17 protein-coding genes are annotated in these 18,658 nt (G+C 65.8%); 9 read left to right on the forward strand and 8 right to left on the reverse strand.

Annotated features, from left to right (window positions below; all coding sequences use genetic code 11):
* The first annotated feature begins 23 nt into the window (after positions 1 to 23).
* From QM682_RS16700 to ureG, 7 genes are all read left to right on the forward strand, one after another.
* The gene (locus tag QM682_RS16700; protein WP_415131758.1) at positions 24 to 839 is read left to right on the forward strand and encodes a cyclase family protein; all 816 of its coding nucleotides are present in this window, start codon (positions 24 to 26) and stop codon (positions 837 to 839) included.
* Positions 839 to 1,237, forward strand: a complete 399-nt coding sequence (locus QM682_RS16705) for a carboxymuconolactone decarboxylase family protein (RefSeq protein WP_415131760.1) — start codon at positions 839 to 841, stop codon at positions 1,235 to 1,237. The genes QM682_RS16700 and QM682_RS16705 overlap by 1 nt, the downstream gene beginning before the upstream one ends.
* Positions 1,238 to 2,938 (forward strand): urease subunit alpha, encoded by a 1,701-nt coding sequence (gene ureC, locus QM682_RS16710; RefSeq protein ID WP_415131762.1) that lies wholly within the window; start codon positions 1,238 to 1,240, stop codon positions 2,936 to 2,938.
* 105 nt (positions 2,939 to 3,043) lie between these two features.
* Positions 3,044 to 3,265, forward strand: coding sequence for a hypothetical protein (locus QM682_RS16715; protein WP_415131764.1), 222 nt, complete (start codon positions 3,044 to 3,046; stop codon positions 3,263 to 3,265).
* A 22-nt stretch (positions 3,266 to 3,287) separates the two neighbouring features.
* The gene (locus QM682_RS16720) at positions 3,288 to 3,755 is read left to right on the forward strand and encodes an urease accessory protein UreE (RefSeq protein WP_415131766.1); all 468 of its coding nucleotides are present in this window, start codon (positions 3,288 to 3,290) and stop codon (positions 3,753 to 3,755) included.
* A gap of 5 nt (positions 3,756 to 3,760) precedes the next feature.
* Entirely contained in the window at positions 3,761 to 4,387 is a 627-nt protein-coding gene (locus QM682_RS16725) for an urease accessory protein UreF (RefSeq protein WP_415131791.1), read from the forward strand.
* Positions 4,384 to 5,007 (forward strand): urease accessory protein UreG, encoded by a 624-nt coding sequence (ureG, locus tag QM682_RS16730; protein ID WP_415131768.1) that lies wholly within the window; start codon positions 4,384 to 4,386, stop codon positions 5,005 to 5,007. Before QM682_RS16725 ends, ureG begins: the two co-directional genes overlap by 4 nt.
* Positions 5,008 to 5,697: 690 nt before the next feature.
* Here ureG and QM682_RS16735 read toward each other — a convergent pair.
* The 3 genes from QM682_RS16735 to recA form a co-directional block, all read right to left on the reverse strand.
* Complete coding sequence (locus QM682_RS16735) at positions 5,698 to 5,988, reverse strand: DUF1330 domain-containing protein (protein ID WP_415131770.1); 291 nt, start codon at positions 5,986 to 5,988, stop codon at positions 5,698 to 5,700.
* Complete coding sequence (alaS, locus tag QM682_RS16740; RefSeq protein ID WP_415131772.1) at positions 5,985 to 8,642, reverse strand: alanine--tRNA ligase; 2,658 nt, start codon at positions 8,640 to 8,642, stop codon at positions 5,985 to 5,987. Before alaS ends, QM682_RS16735 begins: the two co-directional genes overlap by 4 nt.
* A 239-nt stretch (positions 8,643 to 8,881) precedes the next feature.
* Positions 8,882 to 9,952 (reverse strand): recombinase RecA, encoded by a 1,071-nt coding sequence (gene recA, locus QM682_RS16745; protein WP_415131774.1) that lies wholly within the window; start codon positions 9,950 to 9,952, stop codon positions 8,882 to 8,884.
* A gap of 240 nt (positions 9,953 to 10,192) precedes the next feature.
* Between recA and QM682_RS16750 the strand changes: the two genes are divergently transcribed.
* Positions 10,193 to 10,750: a hypothetical protein gene (locus QM682_RS16750; RefSeq protein WP_415131775.1), complete on the forward strand. Its 558-nt coding sequence runs from the start codon at positions 10,193 to 10,195 to the stop codon at positions 10,748 to 10,750.
* A 23-nt stretch (positions 10,751 to 10,773) separates the two neighbouring features.
* On the opposite strand, the gene QM682_RS16755 is transcribed toward QM682_RS16750, so the two are convergent.
* The 5 genes from QM682_RS16755 to guaB form a co-directional block, all read right to left on the reverse strand.
* Complete coding sequence (locus QM682_RS16755; RefSeq protein ID WP_415131777.1) at positions 10,774 to 12,822, reverse strand: ATP-binding protein; 2,049 nt, start codon at positions 12,820 to 12,822, stop codon at positions 10,774 to 10,776.
* A gap of 58 nt (positions 12,823 to 12,880) precedes the next feature.
* Positions 12,881 to 14,038, reverse strand: a complete 1,158-nt coding sequence (locus tag QM682_RS16760) for an RsmB/NOP family class I SAM-dependent RNA methyltransferase (RefSeq protein ID WP_415131779.1) — start codon at positions 14,036 to 14,038, stop codon at positions 12,881 to 12,883.
* A gap of 69 nt (positions 14,039 to 14,107) precedes the next feature.
* Complete coding sequence (locus QM682_RS16765) at positions 14,108 to 15,004, reverse strand: hypothetical protein (protein WP_415131781.1); 897 nt, start codon at positions 15,002 to 15,004, stop codon at positions 14,108 to 14,110.
* Positions 15,004 to 15,447 carry a hypothetical protein gene (locus tag QM682_RS16770; RefSeq protein WP_415131783.1) on the reverse strand — a complete coding sequence of 148 codons (444 nt, stop codon included), beginning with the start codon at positions 15,445 to 15,447 and terminating at the stop codon, positions 15,004 to 15,006. The genes QM682_RS16765 and QM682_RS16770 overlap by 1 nt, the downstream gene beginning before the upstream one ends.
* Positions 15,448 to 15,677: 230 nt before the next feature.
* Positions 15,678 to 17,126 carry an IMP dehydrogenase gene (gene guaB / locus QM682_RS16775; protein WP_415131785.1) on the reverse strand — a complete coding sequence of 483 codons (1,449 nt, stop codon included), beginning with the start codon at positions 17,124 to 17,126 and terminating at the stop codon, positions 15,678 to 15,680.
* A gap of 282 nt (positions 17,127 to 17,408) precedes the next feature.
* On the opposite strand from guaB, the gene QM682_RS16780 reads away from it, so the two are divergent.
* On the forward strand, positions 17,409 to 18,512 hold the full coding sequence (locus tag QM682_RS16780) for an OmpP1/FadL family transporter (protein ID WP_415131787.1): 1,104 nt from the start codon (positions 17,409 to 17,411) through the stop codon (positions 18,510 to 18,512).
* Positions 18,513 to 18,658 lie beyond the last annotated feature (146 nt).

The raw sequence follows: 18,658 nt of genomic DNA on the forward strand, positions 1-18,658 counted from the left end.
GCCGCGAAAGGGGGAAGACGGGAATGTGCAACGCCTGCGTGATCGAAAGCGTCAAGCAAGGGATGATGAGTCGGCGCGGCCTGTTCATGGGCGCGGCGGCGACCGGGGCGGCGGCGATTGCGGCAAGCGCCCTGACCGCGCGCCCCGCCCTGGCCCAGGCCGCCGGCAAGGTCGTCGACCTGACCTATGTTTTCGACGAGAAGTTCCCGACCTTCGACGGCGTGCCGGGCATCGCCTATGAAGAGGCGGTGAACTTCGATAAGAACGGCTACCAGCTTTGGAAGATCACCTTCTTTGAGCATTCCGGCACCCATATCGACGCGCCGCTGCATTTTTCCAAGGATGGCATGTCGGTCGCGGAACTGGCGCCGGAAAGCCTGATTTGCCCGCTTTGCGTGATCGACATCAGCGCCAAGGCCAAGGACGATGCCAATGCCGCCCTTGAGGCCGAGGATGTCGAGGACTGGATCAAGCAAAACGGCGACATTCCGGCGGGCGCCTGCGTCGCGATGAACTCGGGCTGGGGCGCCAAGGTCGCGACGCCGGAATTCCGCAATACGCCGGACGGGAAATTCGCCTTTCCGGGCTTCGGCAAATCGGCGACGGATCTTCTGGCGCAGATGAACGTCGCGGCCATCGCCAGCGACACGCTGTCGCTGGACCCCGGCAGTTCGGCCGATTTCGCGGTGCATAATTCCTGGCTGCCCTCGGGGCATTACGGGATCGAGAACCTGGCCAATGTCGACCGGCTTACGGCCAAGGGCGCCACGATCTTTGTCGGCGCGCCGAAACACGCGCGCGGCACCGGCGGCCCGGCCCGCGTGATGGCGGTGGTCTGATGGCGACGGTCCGCCTGCTTTCGGATGAGGAAGCGCCCGCCGAATCGCGCGCCGTCTTCGACGAGATCCGCGCCGCGCGAAAGACCGATTTCGTCAACAACTTCTGGCGCGCGCTGGCGCATGATCCGGCGCAACTGGCCGACACATGGCGGCGGCTGTCCCAGGTCATGGCCCCCGGCGCGCTGGATCCGCTGGTCAAGGAGCTGATCTATGTCGCCGTCTCGACCGCGAACGGGTGCAGCTATTGCGTCCATTCCCATACGGCCGCCGCCCGCGCCAAGGGCATGACGCCCGCGATGCATACCGAACTTCTGGCCGTGATCGGCATGGCCAGCCAGACCAATGCGCTTGCGACCACGCTGCAAGTCCCGACCGACCCCCGCTTTCAGGAGGATTGAATGGCCCTGACCATCCCGCGCGCCGAATATGCCCAGATGTTCGGACCGACCACCGGCGACCGCATCCGCCTGGGCGATACCGAAATCATCATCGAGGTCGAGCGCGACCTGACCACCTATGGCGAAGAGGTCAAGTTCGGTGGCGGCAAGGTCATCCGCGACGGCATGGGCCAAAGCCAGATCACCCGCGCCGGCGGCGCCATGGACACGGTGATCACCAACGCGCTGATCCTGGACCATTCCGGCATCTACAAGGCCGACATCGGCTTGCGCGACGGCCGCATCGCCGGCATCGGCAAGGCCGGCAACCCCGACACCCAGCCCGGCGTCACCCTGATCATCGGCCCCGGCACCGAGATCATCGCCGGCGAGGGCCGCATCGTCACGGCGGGCGGCATGGACGCGCATATCCATTTCATCTGCCCCCAGCAGGTCGAGGACGCGATTTCCTCGGGGATGACCACCATGCTGGGCGGCGGCACCGGGCCGGCGCATGGCACGCTGGCCACGACCTGCACCCCCGGTCCCTGGCATATCGGCCGGATGCTGATGGCGATGGATTCGGTGCCGGTGAACATGCTGATCTCGGCCAAGGGCAATGCCTCGCGCCCCGAGGCGCTGGTGGAAATGGTGCGCGCCGGCGCCTCGACCCTGAAGCTGCACGAGGATTGGGGCACCACCCCCGCCGCCATCGACTGCTGCCTGTCGGTCGCGGATGCGATGGATGTGCAGGTCACGATCCACACCGACACGCTGAACGAATCGGGCTTCGTGGAAAACACGCTGGCCGCGATCAAGGGCCGCACCATCCACGCCTTCCATACCGAGGGCGCCGGCGGCGGCCATGCCCCCGACATCATCAAGCTGGTCGGCGCGGCGAACGTCATTCCCAGTTCCACGAACCCGACGCGGCCCTTCACGGCGAACACGCTGGAAGAGCATCTGGACATGCTGATGGTCTGCCATCACCTGGACAAGCGCGTCCCCGAGGATGTGGCCTTCGCCGAATCCCGCATCCGGCGCGAGACCATCGCCGCCGAGGACATCCTGCACGACATGGGCGCCTTCTCGGTGATTTCCTCGGACAGCCAGGCCATGGGCCGGGTGGGCGAGGTGGTGACGCGGACCTGGCAGACCGCGCATAAGATGAAGGTCCAGCGCGGGCGCCTGGCCGAGGAAACCGGCGCGAACGACAATATCCGCGCCCGCCGCTATGTTGCGAAATACACGATCAACCCCGCCATCGCCCATGGCATCGCCCATGAAATCGGCAGTATCGAGCCCGGCAAGCGCGCCGATCTGGTGATCTGGGACCCGGCGATGTTCGGCGCCAAGCCCGAGATGGTGCTGGTCGGCGGCATGATCTCATGGGCGCAGATGGGCGATCCGAACGGCTCGATCCCGGTGCAGCCGATGTATATGCGACCGATGTGGGGCGCGATGGGGCGGGCGATGCAGGCGTCGGGCGTGACCTTCCTGTCGCAGGCGGGACTGGATGCGGGCGTGGGCGAGGGGCTGCTGAAACCCGCCGTCGCGGTGAAGGGCACGCGGGGCATCGGCAAGGCCGACATGCGGCTGAACGCCACCACCCCGACGATCGAGGTGGACCCCGAAACCTATGAGGTGCGCGCGGACGGCGAACTGCTGACCTGCCAGCCCGCGACCGAGCTGCCGCTGGCCCAGCGGTATTTCCTGTTTTGATGCTGCAACGCAGCATTGCAGTTTTGGAAGTGGTTATGACAGCGATGATGACTTATCTTAGCAGGCAGGGGAGGAAACCGTTCGCCAAAACCGAAAGGGTTTCCAATGGCTATCATTCCGACGACCGCTTACTCGCCTTGGCTTCCGGCCGCTTACGACAAGTTCTTCGCCAAGCTTGGGCAGGGTCTCAACTCCTATATCGAAACGCGTTCGCGTCGGGCCGAAATCGCGGCGCTGGAAGCGAAATCCGATGCCGAACTGGCCAAGATGGGCATCACCCGCGACCGCATCGTGCATTACGTCTTTCGGGACCTGATCTGGGCCTGACCTTTCACACGGGGGCGCGGCTATGACCGTGCTCCTGCAACAGCGCGCCGGCGAAATCCTGCGCGCCACGCCCGCGCCCGATTGCGTCGTTCTGGATTACGAAGGCCGGTTCCTGCGCCGCAAGCGGCTGGTATCGCGTGGCGGCGTCTCGTTCCTGGTCGATCTGCCCGAGACGGTCAGCCTTGATCCAGGCGATGCTTTCCGCCTGGAGGATGGCCGCCTGATCGGGGTCGAGGCCGCGATGGAGCCCTGCCTGCGGGTCGAGGGGGCCCTGCCCCGCCTTGCCTGGCATATCGGCAACCGACACACGCCTTGCCAGATCACCACCGACCACCTGTTGATTCGCGCCGATCACGTCCTGGAAGGCATGCTGCGGGGCCTTGGCGCGCGCGTTTCCGCGACCATGGCCCGCTTCGATCCCGAGGGCGGCGCCTATGGCCATGGCCGCACCATGGGCCATGATCACGGCCCAGGAGGGCATGGGCATTGATGACCATGACCCTGGACCGGCTGTCCCTGATCCAATGGCTCTCCCCGACCTTCCCGACTGGCGCCTTCGCCTATTCCCATGGGCTGGAGCAGGCCATGGAGGACGGCATGCGCGATGCCGCCGGGGTCGCCGCCTGGGTCGCCCATGTGCTGGAGCATGGCGGCGGCTGGAGCGATGCGGTGCTGCTGTCGATGGTGCTGCAAGGCCGCGATGCCGATGAGGTCGCCGAACTGGCACGGGCCTTGGCGGGTTCGACCGAGCGCCTTGCCGAAACCATGGACCAGGGCCGCGCCTTTGCCGCCACGCTTGCGGCCTTGGGGCATGATCTGCCCCTGGCGCCGCTGCCGGTCGTCCTGGGCCTTGCCGCGCGGACGCTTGTGCTGCGCCGGCCCGAGATCATCGCGCATTACCTGCACGGCTTTGGCGGCAACCTTATCTCGGCCGCGACGCGTTTCCTGCCGCTTGGCCAGGCCGAGGCGCAGGCGGTGCTGGCCGGCCTGCATGGGCTGGTCGCCGACCTGGCGGTGCGCGCCACCGATGCCGGCCCCCAGGCGCTGGAAACCTGCTGCTTCGGCGCCGATCTGGCCGCGATGCGGCATGAAACCCTGGATGTGAGGATCTTTCGGACATGAGCAACGGCCCCTTGCGTGTCGGCATCGGCGGTCCCGTCGGCGCCGGCAAGACCACTCTGACCGAGCATTTGGCCCGTGCCCTGGCCCCGCGCCTGTCGATGGCGGTGATCACCAATGACATCTACACGCGCGAAGATGCCGAGGCCTTGATGCGCGCCCAAGTCCTGCCGGCGGAGCGTATTCGCGGCGTCGAGACCGGGGGCTGCCCGCATACCGCCATCCGCGAGGATGCCAGCATCAACCTGGCCGCCGTGGCCGATCTGCGCGCCGCGATCCCCGACCTGGAGCTGATCCTGATCGAATCGGGGGGCGACAACCTGGCCGCCACCTTCAGCCCCGAACTGGCGGATCTGACGATCTATGTCATCGACACCGCCGCCGGGCAGGACATTCCCAGGAAGCGCGGGCCGGGGCTGGCCCGCTCGGACCTGCTGGTGGTGAACAAGACCGACCTCGCGCCCCATGTCGGCGTGGATGTGGCACTGCTGGAAAGCGATGCCCGCACGGCGCGCGGCGCGCGGCCCTTTGTCATGGCGCAGTTGCGGCATGGGCAGGGGGTGGGCGAGGTGGTCGATTTCCTGGTTCGCGAGGGCGGGCTGGTATTGGCAGAGCCGGCCTGAGACCGCGGGCGTCACGCGGGCTGAAGCGAAGCTTGGGTATTTGGAAAACGAAGAACGGCTGGGGCGGCGCGTGATCGTTGGCGCGGAAAGGCTGATGAGGTTCGAAGGGCAAGATGCCGGACCTTATGCTTTCGAAAGCACAATGGCTTTGCCCAAGGATAAGGTGCCATCTGATTCGCCGCTTTCAAGCAGTTCCGAACCATGCATTGGCGCCGCGTGTGTCGGACCAATGATGGAACGGCGTCGGCCCCTGGTGGCCCCTGGCATAGCGCCGGAGTCGGAGGCGCGCCGTCCGAGAGGCGGCGGACATGCGGGGTGGCGCCGCCGGTTCTCGCATTTCGTGGGAATGCGGGCCATGATCCTGGCGCCATCAGCATCCCCACCCTGGGAGGGAAAGCCGCCTGCCGTCTTGCGGTAGGGATCAAACGCGATCCCAGCGCCGTGATCAGATTTTCAAATAGGCAGGCATCCTATCACCGCAAAGCCTCGGCGCGTTTCCTAGCCAAAGCCGTCGTCATTGACCTGCATATGGCGCGTCAGCCTTGCCTGACCAGCGAATGGCCGGGTTGGCAGATCCATCCTCAAGATCAGAAGGGCAGCCGACATGCGCCGCCCAGTATCCCAGTCATTGCCCTTTTCGGGCATTTCCGGGGGTTCGCATGGATTTCCTGGCGAATCGCCGAAAAGCCCTCAGTTCGGGCTTTCCTCGACGATGACCAGATCCCGCTCCGCCGCATTTTTCGCATGCTCCAGCGCCGCCTGATAGGCGGTCGAGTTGTAGCAGGCCACCGCATCCTCGAAGCTGGGGAAGCGGGCGACGACATTGCGGGCGCGATCGGCACCCTCCAACTGCATGTAACGGGTGCCGCGCGCCAGGAAGACGCCGCCATGAGCGGTGATGGCGGGACCGGCCTGCCGGGCATATTCGGCGTAGGACTCCGGGTCGGTCACGGTCACATGGGCAATCCAGAGCGCGGTCATGCCTTCTCTCCGATCAGGGCCTCGATCGCGGCGATGGCGCTGTCGGCGGCGTCCAGGCTGGGCGCGCCGCCCTGGGCGCGGTCGGGGCGGCCACCGCCGCCCTTGCCGCCAAGCGCGGCGGTCGCGGCCTGAACCAGTTCGACGGCGCTGACCCGTTCGGTCAGGTCCGGGGTGACGCCAGCGGCGACGGTGGCCTTGCCATCCGCCTCGGCCAACACGACCACGGCGCCCGAGCCGAGCCGCGACTTCATCTCATCGACCAGCGGGCCAAGCTCCTTGCCGGAAACGCCGTCCACCTTGCGGGCGATCAGCTTGATTCCGTTGATTTCCTTCGGCTTGTCCCCGGCGGCGCCCCCCATGGCCAGCTGCCGCTTGAGCTGCGCAACCTCATTGGCCAGTGCCTTACGCTCTTCGGCCAGCGCGCGAACCTTGCTCACCACATCGCCCGATTGCGCCTTGAGGATGCCCGCGATTTCCGAAAGCTCGCCGTCCACGCGGCGCAACTCGTCCATCGCCGCCTGGCCGGTCAGCGCCTCGATCCGGCGGATCCCGGCGGCCGAGGCGGTTTCCGTGGTCAGGGCGAACATGCCAATATCGCCGGTGCGCCCCACATGGGTGCCGCCGCAAAGCTCCAGCGAATAGGTCCGACCGCCCGCCCCCTTGCCCGAGCCGGCAAGCTCGCCCATGGACACGACGCGCACCTCATCGCCGTATTTCTCGCCGAAAAGCGCCTGCGCACCCAGCGCGCGGGCATCGTCGGGGGTCATGATGCGCGTCTCGACCGGGCTGTTCTGGCGGATGAAATCATTCACCTCGCGCTCGACCCGGGCGACCTCATCAGGCGTCAGCGCCTTGCCATGGCTGAAATCGAAGCGCAGCCGGTCAGGCGCGTTCAGGCTGCCCCGCTGCGCGACGTGATCGCCAAGCGCGCGGCGCAGCGCCTCGTGCAGCAGATGGGTGGCCGAATGGTTGGCGCGAATGGCGCCGCGGCGGTCGTGATCGACCGAAAGCTGCGCACCCTGGCCCCGGCGGATCGTGCCCAGAGTGACCTCGGCGACATGGATAAAGACCCCGTTCGCCTTTTTCGTGTCGGTCACGCGGGCGGCGCCGGTTTCGGTCTTGATCAGGCCCGTATCGCCGACCTGGCCGCCGGATTCGCCGTAGAAAGGCGTCTGGTTCACCACGATCTGGACCTGCTGGCCCTCGGCCGCGCTGTCCACCGCCGCGCCGTCCCGCACCAGGGTCAGGATCTGGCCCTCGGCTTCCTCGGTGTCATAGCCCAGGAATTCGGTGGCGCCATGCGCCTCGGCGATGTCGAACCAGATCGCGGCATCCTTGGTCTCGCCCGAGCCGGACCAGGCTGCACGGGCCTTGGCCTTCTGCTCGGCCATGGCGCTGTCGAAACCGGCGGTATCGACGGCGCGGCCCTTCTCGCGCAGCGCGTCCTGGGTCAGGTCCAGGGGGAAGCCGTAAGTGTCATACAGCTTGAAGGCCGCCTCGCCGGGCAGGTTCGCACCTTCGGGCAGGCGCGACAACTCATCGTCCAGCAGGCGCAGCCCCCGGTCCAGCGTCTGCTTGAAGCGGGTTTCCTCCAGCTTCAGCGTTTCCTCGATCAGGGCCTGGGCGCGGCCAAGCTCGGGATAGGCGGCGCCCATCTGACGCACCAGGGCCGGAACCAGGCGGTGCATCACCGGATCCCTGGTGCCCAGCATATGCGCATGACGCATGGCGCGGCGCATGATGCGGCGCAACACATAGCCGCGCCCTTCGTTGCTGGGCATCACGCCATCCGCGATCAGGAACGAGGTCGAGCGCAGGTGATCGGCAATCACACGGTGATGCACCTTGCCCGGCCCGTCGGGATCGGCGCTGGTCGCATGCGCACTGGCCTCGATCAGGTTGCGCATCAGGTCGGTGTCGTAATTGTCGTGCTTGCCCTGCAATAGCGCGCCGATCCGCTCCAGCCCCATGCCGGTGTCGATGGACTGCATGTCCAGCGCCCGCATCGAGCCGTCCTCGAACTGCTCGTTCTGCATGAAGACGAGGTTCCAGATTTCGATGAAACGGTCGCCATCCTCATCCGCGGAACCGGGCGGGCCGCCCCAGATCTTGTCGCCGTGGTCGAAAAAGATCTCGGTGCAGGGGCCGCAGGGGCCGGTCGGACCCATCTGCCAGAAATTGTCATTGGTGGGGATGCGGATGATGCGGTCATCGGTCAGGCCGGCGACCTTCTTCCAGATATCGGCGGCCTCGTCATCGGTGTGATAGACAGTGACCAGAAGCCTGTCCTTGGGAATGCCGAAATCCTTCGTCAGCAACTCCCAGGCAAAGGGGATGGCCTGGCTCTTGAAGTAATCCCCGAAGCTGAAATTCCCCAGCATCTCGAAGAAGGTGTGATGCCGCGCGGTATAGCCCACATTATCCAGGTCGTTATGCTTGCCGCCCGCGCGCACGCATTTCTGTGCCGTAGTGGCGCGATTGTAATCCCGCGTCTCGACCCCGGTGAACAGGTTCTTGAACTGCACCATGCCCGAATTGGTAAACATCAGCGTCGGATCGTTCCTCGGCACCAGCGGGCTCGACTCGACCACCTTATGGCCGTTGCGTTCGAAGAAATTCAGGAAAGTCGATCGGATGTCGTTCAAGCTGGGCATGTCGGGCCTTCATCGCAAAGCGTCTTGTCCGGCCGCTGCCGGTTTGCCGCTTGGTCTAGCCCCGGCTGCGCCGCCTGTCCAGCAATCCCGGAAAATCCCCTCTTTCTTGCCCAAATATCCTGGGGGAACGCCTCATGCACCCCATCGAGGGGGGCATGAGGCGTGGGGGCAAAGCCCCCGGACAAAAGAAATGCGCGGGAAACTCCCGCGCATTCCGTCAAAGCCTTGCAATCAGCGCCTCAATCCTCGGTCAGCGCGTCGTCGCCATCCTCGGTCGCACCGAAGTCCAGCCCATGGCTGGCACGGATCCTGTCCTCGATCGCATAGGACACTTCGGGATTGTCGCGCAGGAACTGCTTGGCATTCTCGCGGCCCTGGCCGATACGCTCGTCGCCATAGGAATACCAGCTTCCCGACTTCTCGACCACGCCGGCCTTGATGCCCAAGTCGATCAGCTCGCCCACCTTCGAGATCCCCTCGCCATACATGATGTCGAACTCGACCTGACGGAAGGGCGGGGCCACCTTGTTCTTGACCACCTTGACGCGGGTGGCGTTGCCGGTCACCTCGTCGCGGTCCTTGATCGCGCCGGTGCGGCGGATATCAAGGCGCACCGAAGCATAGAACTTCAACGCATTGCCGCCCGTCGTCGTCTCGGGATTGCCGAACATGACACCGATTTTCATGCGGATCTGGTTGATGAAGATCACCATGCAATTGCTGCGCCCGATGCTGGCGGTCAGCTTGCGCATGGCCTGGCTCATCAGACGGGCCTGGCTGCCCATCTGCATGTCACCCATATCGCCCTCGATTTCGGATTTCGGCGTCAGCGCCGCAACTGAATCAACCACGACCAAGCTTACCGCGCCAGAGCGCACCAAAGTATCTACGATCTCAAGCGCCTGCTCGCCCGTATCGGGTTGGCTGATCAGAAGCTCGTCCAGGTTGACACCCAGCTTCTTGGCATATTGCGGGTCCAGCGCGTGTTCGGCGTCGACGAATGCGCAGACACCGCCCTTTTTCTGCTCCTCGGCCACGACATGCAGCGTCAGCGTGGTCTTGCCTGAGCTTTCGGGGCCGAAAATCTCGATGATACGGCCCTTGGGCAGGCCGCCGATGCCCAGCGCGATGTCCAGGCCCAGCGAGCCGGTCGAGGTCGCCTCGATCTCGGCCACCGGGCTGTCCTTGCCCAGCTTCATGATCGAGCCCTTGCCGAACTGCCGTTCGATCTGGGCCAGCGCGCTGTCCAGCGCCTTCTGCTTGTCTGCCGCTCGCTTGTCGTTCATGTCGAAAAGTGTCGCCCCTGCCATGCCGTCCTCATGCTTATTTCACACCCCGACCGCCGGGGCAATCGTGCCCGCCCGCACATGTTCACGGGTTGTTCCCATTTGATCGCATTCGGCTCAAATTGCAAGAACAGCCTTTCCGATTCGCGCTGTTGCGGCCAGCAGGCCCCATCAGCCTCGCAGCGATTGATTAAGAAACGGTTTACCGTGTCCGCCCCCGCACATTGTCCGGCAAGGGATGTCATGACGGGATAGCGGGGAAATATGCTGATTTTCTGGGACAGGCGGCTGGCCTTTCTGGCCACGCCGAAAGCCGGCTCGACCGCGATCAAGGCCGGGCGGCAACCCTTGGCCAATGTCGCGCTGCAACGTCCGGCCGAACTGAAACATACCGCCCTTGGCGCCTATCGCCGCCACATCCAGCCCTGGCTTCAAGCCGCCAGCGGCGCGCACTTTACCACCGTCGCGCTGATGCGCGAGCCGACCGGCTGGCTGCAAAGCTGGTATCATTTTCGTTTGCGCGACGATCACGAGGCCCCGGCCCATGCGATGACGGGCATCGGCTTCGCCGATTTCGTGCGCGACTACGCCCAAGGGCGGGGTGGACCGGCCTGCAATCGGACTTCCCGACCTGCGGCGGCCCGCAGGTTGATCGGATCTTTCGCCACGAGGATATGGGAAGCTTCACCCATTTCCTTGAGGACCGGCTGGATTACGCGATCAGCCTGCCCGACTGAACGTGCCTCCGGCGGCCGATGTCTCGCTGAAGGCGCAAGAAGAACAGGCCCTGCTTGCGATCATGAAACGCGACATCCGGCTTGATCGCGCCCTGCCCCCGGCGCGGGTCAGGGCGCCGCCTCTCGGGGTTGGACCTCCAACTGCCGCACGACCAGGGCGGTCAGGTCCGACAGCGAAAACGGCTTGGCCAGGAAGGCCGCGTCCGGCACCGGAGACCGGCTTTCGGCAAAGACATCCTCGGCATAGCCGGACATGAAGATCACGCGCGTCTGCGGCCGGTCGCGCAGCGCGGTCCGCACCCAGGTCGGCCCGTCCATGCCCGGCATGACCACATCGGTCACGAAGACATCGACCGCCAGCCGCTGATCCGACAGAAGCGACAGCGCATCCTCGGCACAACCGGCTTCCAGCACGTTGAAGCCCTGCAATTTCAAGGCCCGGCTGGCGAAGGCGCGGACAGGCGCCTCGTCCTCGACCAGAAGGACGGTGATCTCCTGCTCGCCCTTCGGCAAGGCGATGGGACGCGCCGGCTGCTCGGGAACCTCGATCATTTCGCTGCGGTCATGCGCCGGGAAGAACAGCGAAAAGGTGCTGCCCTGACCCGGCAGGCTGTCGCAGAAGATATAACCGCCGGTCTGCTTGACGATGCCGTAGGCGGTCGAGAGACCAAGCCCCGTCCCCTCGCCCAGACGTTTCGTGGTATAGAACGGCTCGAAGATCTTGCTGAGTTCCTCGGGGGCGATGCCGCACCCCTGATCGCACACCTGGACCCGGACATAATCGCCCTTGGGCAGGGTGGCGCGCCCGATCTCGGTCACGTCATCAAGCCACAGGTTGTCGGTGCTGATGACGATATCGCCACCCTGGGGCATGGCGTCGCGGGCGTTCACCACCAGATTCATAAGCACCTGCTCAAGCTGGCGGCGGTCGGCGCGGATCATGCGCAGATGCGGATCGTGGTCGAAGGTCAGAACGATCCGCTCTCCCACAAGGCGGTTCAGCAGATGGGTCAGGTCCGAAAGCGTGTCCCGCAGGTCCATGATCTGCAACTTCAGCGTCTGCTTGCGCGAAAAGGCCAGCAACTGGCGCACCAGCGCGGCGGCACGATTGGCGTTCTGGCTGATCTGGTCCAGGTCGGCATAATCCGGGTCGGCCTTGTCGTGGCGCAGCATCAGCAGATCGCAATGCCCGGTGATCGCGGTCAACAGGTTGTTGAAATCATGCGCGATCCCGCCCGCAAGCTGGCCAATGGCCTGCATCTTCTGGCTTTGCACGAACTGCGCCTCAAGCGTCTTGAGCGCGCTGGCATCCGACAGAATCGCGGTCACATACTGCGCGCCACCCTGGGCCAGGCTGACCTTGACGAAGCGGTCGGGGCCGTCACCGCGCAGATGCAGCACCTCGGTCCCGCCGACGGTGCGCCCGGCGCAAACATCCGAGACCCAATCCCCGATCTCGCGCCCCAGCCCGTCCACGAGCGCAGACAGGGGTTGCCCCGGCTCAACGCCGCCCAGCAATTCGCGCGCTGCACTATTCGCCCGCAGAATCATCCCCGATGCGTCCAGCATCAGGATCGAGACCGGCAGGCCGTCGAAATCGTCCCCGCCGCTGGGCAGCGCCACCGGCGCGGGCGGGTCCGTCGGCACATCGGCCAGCCAAAGCTGAAGATCGGCCCCCGTGGGTGTGACGCGGAAACGCTGTCCCTGGGCCAGGGCAAGCGCATATCGCCTAGTGCGGCGCAGGCCGGTCGCGATGTCGTGCCAGACCTGCTCGGGATCGGCATGGCTGCGGCCCAGAAGATCGGCGATGCGCCCGCCCAGCATGTCGCCCCAAAGCCCGACCGCGATGTCGTTCTGTTGCAGCACCCTGCCCCCCGGCTCGACCAGCAGGGCCGCGCCGGCATGGCTCGCGACCGCCGATCGCAGCCGCGCCACCTCGCGCCGGCGGATGGCCGCAGCCCGGAAATGCAGCCCCGAAATCGCAACTCCCAGCAGATACCAGGCCATCACGGCACTGCCGATGGTCAGCACCAGCACCCTGTCATCCAGGGCGTGCGGCGACAACGCCAGCCACAACGCCCCCAGAAGCGCGGGTAGTGCCAGAAATGGCACCAGAACCTGCGCCGAGCGCATCGCCTCGACCCGAGCTGACATCATGCCGTTCCCCTTTGCCGCCTTTACGCGACCTTCATAGCGGCCGGGGGTTAATCGCAGGTTAACCCCGGCGCATCAACGCAAGGTAGAACCCATCCGAGGCAGTCAGGGGCGTGAAAAGGTGCCGCTCAAGCAAATCAAAGCGGTGACGCGACAGAAATGCATCAATCTGCGCGTCGTTCTCGGCCCGCAGCACCGAACAGGTCATATAGGCCAGATGCCCTGCCGGCGCGACCAGGGACGAGGCGCGATCCAGAATCGCGCCTTGCAGCGCGGTCAGGCGGGCAAGATCGGGCGGTCCCAGGCGCCATTTCGCGTCCGGCGTGCGCCGCCAGGTGCCGCTGCCCGAACAGGGCACATCCGTCACCACCAGATCGAATGCACCGCCGACCTGGCCCGGTTCGGCGATGCGGATCCGCGCACCCGCCCGCTTTGCCCGCGCGGGCAGGTCCGCCATCCGGCCCGCGTCGATGTCATGCGCGGTGACGCTGGCCCCCGCAGCAGCCAGGGCCAGCGCCTTGCCGCCGCCCCCGGCGCAGTAATCCAGAACCCGACCCGAGGCAGGCAAGGCCGCGCAGGCAAGCTGCGGCGAGAGATCCTGCAATTCGATCAGCCCCTCGCGATAGGCGCGCGCACCCGCCAGCTTGCGCGCGCCTTCCAGCACCCGCAGCGCGGTGGCAAGCCGGGGCGCGGGTTCGGTCCGAATGCCGTCCCGATCCAGGGCCTGCCGCGCCTGCTCGGGCGTGGCGCGCAGCCGGTTGACCCGCAGCCAGACCGGCGCGCGATCCCGCATCGCCAGCGCCACCGCATTGGCCTGATCCCCCAGCGCATCGGACCAGAGGGGGCGCAGCCAACCGGGCAGATCCAGATCATCCGCCCGCGCCCCGGCATTCGTCTCGGCATTCGTGGTATTCGTCTCGGCCGGGGACAGCGGCTCGGGCGCGTGGCCCTGGCCAGTAAAAAGCGTGGCGGGGTCGATCGCCTCTTCGCGGCACATGCCGAGGATCAGCCCGCGCCCGCTCAGGCCACCCCCCAGGGCCGCGCGCGAATCGCGGCGGCGCAGGCTGTCGAAGACAAGATCCCGCACCGCCCCCCGGTCGCCCGAGCCGGCAAAGCGGCTGGCGCGGGACCAGCGCAACAGAGCGGCTTCGGCGGGATCGCCCGCCAGGATGCGGTCGAGGATCTGGATGGCGGCCTGGGCGCGGGCAGCGGGGGTCATGGGGCATTCCGTTCTGGCGATTTCGGCCCAAGAAGGCCCCAGCCCCCGCAAAGTCAAGCCGGGCGCCGGTCACTTGGGCGAAGGGTTGACGATCTGGATGTCCCAGTCGGGATCGGCAGGACCGCCAGCCGACTGTCCCTTGCCCGACACCCTGGTGCCGCGCCCCGCCTCCGGCCCGTCGCGGGACAGAAGTTCGCCCCGCGACGCGACCAGGATCGCCCCGCGCCCGGCACCCAGGGACGAACCGCGCCCCGCGCCGATCACCGCCAGCGATCCGGGCATGCCGGTCACGCCGGTTCCCATCGGAGCACCCAGCAGCATCACCCTTTCGCGCACCACCTCGCGCGCGCCAGAGGTGATGGCGGCGAAGCTGTTATAGGTCTCGGGTCCCTCGGTCAGGCCGTCGAAACCGCGCTGCCGGAACAGCGCCCGCAATTCGTCGAAGCGTTTCAGATATCGCTGGGCATGCGCGGGGGTGCGCGAATGAAACGCCCCCGCCGCCGCGCGCCAGTCGCCGGTTTCGGCATGAAGCTGGCGCACGAAGCGGGCGGCATAGCGGGCATTCTCAAGCGGATCGAACATCTGCGCGACCGAGGCGAACCCCTCTCCATGCCAGCGATAGTTCAACTGGAAGCAGCCGATATCCAGGTTGACGCGACCCTGGGCCACCCGATCCTCGGCAAAGGCCACGGCGCTTTGCGGATCGTCGAACCAGGTGCCCTCTCCCTCGGCGTTGGCGCTCCAGGCCCAGGGGCGGACGGCGCCTTCCATGCGCCGGCCCGTCTCGGTCAGGGTCAGGGCACCCAGGATGTCGAAGGGCACGCCGCTTTCCTCGGCCGCCTGATGCGCCGCCCATTCGCAGACATCCGCACCCGGCAGCACCGGCCCGCGCGAGGCGAAGACCTGCGGCGCCAACCAAAGCAGCGCCAACCAAAGCAGCGCCAGCGCGATGATCAGTCGCGCCATCAATGGTTGACCGGCTGGCCGCGCATCACGGTGCCGCCAGGGCGGATGCGATAGAACCAGCGCGACACCTCGAACACCGTCAGGCGATAGGTGCGACCCAGTTGCGAGGTGACCTCACGCTCGCGCTCGATCCCCTCCAGGCGCATCTGAAACAGGGGCGTGTCCTGGTCGAAGGGCTGGCCCTGCTCGCGCATCTGGGCCAGCATCGCCTCGATCTCGGCCCCCGTGGTGGCACGCCAGATCGCGGCGCGGGCGCAGGAGATGGCGACGCGCAGGTCGCGCGCCGGCTTGCGATCCAGTCGCGGGCAGAGCATCAGCACAACCCCGCCCTGCTCCTGCACATTGGGCGTCGCCGCCACCTGGATCAACGAAAGCGGCTGCTGGCCGAACAACAGCCCGTCCATGTTCATCGCATGCGAACCATGCGGCGGGATCGGATCCATCGCCATCACCCTAGAGCGCCCCCCGTGCCGAACCCCAAGGCACGGAGCGCGCGAGGAGTTTCAGGCAAAGGGCGGCGATATTGCGGCAATGGCGCAGCGCCGCATGCCGGCCGCGCCGGCCAAGGCCGAAGCCCGCGCGGCTGACGGTCGTCCTTTCCGGGGAAATGTGCCATCGAAACGGTCCCTGCTCATGTCCCCGGGACCATGGCAGGAAGCCGTTAAAATAAGGTTTAGCCCAGCCGGTAATTCGGGCTTTCACGCGTGATCTGCACGTCATGGACATGGCTTTCCTTCAAGCCCGCCCCGGTGATGCGCACGAATTCGCAGCCGCCGCGCATCTGGGCCACGGTGGCACTGCCGGTATAGCCCATGGCGGCGCGCAGCCCCCCCACCAATTGGTGGATCACGGCGGCGGCCGAACCCTTATAGGGCACCTGCCCCTCGATCCCTTCCGGCACCAGCTTGTCCGAGGCCGCATCCTTCTGAAAATAGCGATCGGCCGAGCCGCGCGCCATCGCCCCAAGGCTGCCCATGCCGCGATAGGACTTGAAGCTGCGGCCCTGATACAGGATCACCTCACCCGGACTTTCATCCGTCCCCGCGATGGCGGAACCCACCATGGCGCAGCTTGCCCCCGCCGCGATCGCCTTGGCGAAATCGCCCGAGAACTTGATGCCCCCATCCGCGATCACCGGCACGTCGCCCGCGCCGCGCACCGCATCCATGATCGCGGTCAGCTGCGGCACGCCCACACCCGCCACGATGCGCGTGGTGCAGATCGAGCCCGGCCCGATCCCCACCTTGATCGCATCCGCGCCGGCATCGGTCAGGGCTTTCGCCGCCTCGGCGGTGGCGACGTTGCCGGCGACGACCTGAACCTGGTTCGAATGCGCCTTGATGCGGGCCACGGCCTTGGCGACCCCCTCGGAATGGCCATGCGCGGTGTCGATCACCACCATGTCCACCCCGGCCTCGACCAGAGCCAGGCTGCGCTCATACCCCTCATCGCCCACGGTCGAGGCGGCGGCCACGCGAAGCCTCCCCAGCTCGTCCTTGCAGGCCAAGGGGTTCAGAACCGACTGTTCGGTATCCTTCAGCGTCAGAAGGCCGGTCAGCTTGCCTTTGCCGTCGGTGACCAGCAGTTTCTCGATCCGGCGGGCCTTCATCAGGCCGATGGCCTCGGCACGGTCGGCGGGTTCGCGCAGGATCGCCAGGTTCTCGGCGGTCATCACGGCGCTGACCGGGGTGCGGTCGTCGCTGGCGAAACGCATGTCGCGGTTGGTGATAATGCCCAGCACACGGCCCGAGGCATCCACCACCGGGAACCCGGTGACGCTATAGCGTTCCTGAAGCGCCTTGGCGTCGGCGATGGTCTGCTCGGGGCTCAGCGTGATCGGGTTGTAGACGATGCCCGATTCGAAACGCTTCACCCGGCGGACCTCGTCGGCCTGCTGCTCGGTGGTCAGATTGCGGTGAATCACGCCGATCCCGCCCGCCTGCGCCATGGTGATCGCCATGCGGCTTTCGGTGACGGTATCCATCGCGCTGGACAGCAAGGGGATGTTCATGCGGATCTGCCGGGTGACGAAAGTGGTCACATCGGCGGTCGAGGGCATCACCGAGGAGGCCGCGGGAACCAGAAGAACATCGTCGAAGGTCAAAGCCTCGCGAATCTGCATGAGAGCATCCTATCAGGGGTTCGTTTGGCAGTTTCCCATTTCACGCGGCGCCCCGAATGTCCAGAGCGCGCGGCAGCCTTCCCCGGCGCGACCGCGTGGGAGCCTTCGTATCAGAGCTGTGTCATAGCCGCAGCAATACACGAAAAAATTGAGTGGCCCCGAGACGCTGCGTCTGATCGGCGCTAGAGATGACTCATGAGATTGATCGCGGCAGGCTTCGGGAACAGGCGGATGAAAAGCCGTTCAGGGGAGAAAGAAAATATGAGAAAAATCAGGATAGTGATGGCCCTGCTGGTAACCGGCGCCGGCCCCGCGCTTGCGGGCGGGATCGAACGCGCGCCGCAATCGCTTTCGCCGCTCTTCGAAGAGGGTGACTACCTTGAGTTGAGCTTCGGCGGCGTGAGCCCCAAGGTTTCCGGCCACGATCTGGCCATCTATGGCGGGCGCAAGACCGGCGATATCGCCACGGGCTACGGTTTTGCCGGGCTGGCCTATAAGCGCCAGTTCACCGAAAACCTGTCGGGCGCCTTCATCATGGAGCAGCCCTTCGGCTCGGACATCCATTATAAAAGCGTGGCGGATGGCGGCTCGGTCATGCTGGGCGGCACCTCGGTCAACGTGGACTCGACCACCTATACCGCCCTTCTGCGCTACAAGTTCCAGAACAACTTCTCGGTCCATGGCGGCTTGCGCGGATCGCATGCCGAGGGCGAGGTGCATCTGAGCGGCTCGGCCTATGGCGCGCTCTCGGACTATAATGTCAAATTGGACGGCGCATGGGGTCTGGGCTGGGTCGCCGGCGCCGCATGGGAACGGCCCGATATCGCGGCACGGATCTCTCTGACCTACAACTCTCCGATCGAGCATGAGTTCGACACCACGGAAACCAGCGTCCTCGGACAGCTCGACAGCGAAACCAAGGTCAAGACACCGCGAAGCTGGGTCCTTGAAGGCCAGACCGGCATCGCCCCCGACACGCTGCTTTTCGGCTCGATCCGCTGGGTGAACTGGTCCGAGTTCAAGGTGAACCCGCAGATGCTGGTATCCAGCTTCGGGATCGAGGAGGGCCTGGTCTCGCTTGAGGATACCACGACCTATACCATCGGCGTCGGACGCAAGTTCACCGAGAACTGGTCGGGCTCGATCTCGTTCATGTATGAGCCTGAAAACAATGATCTGGTCTCGCCGCTTGCTCCGACCAATGGCCGCAAGGGCGTGACCCTGGCCGCGATCTATACTCAGGACAATATCAAGGTCACGACCGGCGTCAGCTATGTCAAGCTGGGCGAAGCCTATGCCGAAACAGACACGCCCGACACCGCGCGGGCCGAGATGTCGGGCAACCACGCCTGGGCCGTGGGCGTGCGGATCGGCTACAGCTTCTGACGCCGACAAGCCGTAAAGACCCCGCCTCACCGGGGTCTTTGCCTAATGGGCTGCCAGGCCCCTGGGCAATCCTCCCCATGGTTAAGGGGCTGCATAAGTGGAATTTTCTCGTCGCGTGAGCTGAGGAGATTCGCATGAGAAAGAGC

The sequence above is a fragment of the Paracoccus sp. (in: a-proteobacteria) genome, from assembly GCF_047605025.1.
Classification (GTDB): domain Bacteria; phylum Pseudomonadota; class Alphaproteobacteria; order Rhodobacterales; family Rhodobacteraceae; genus Paracoccus.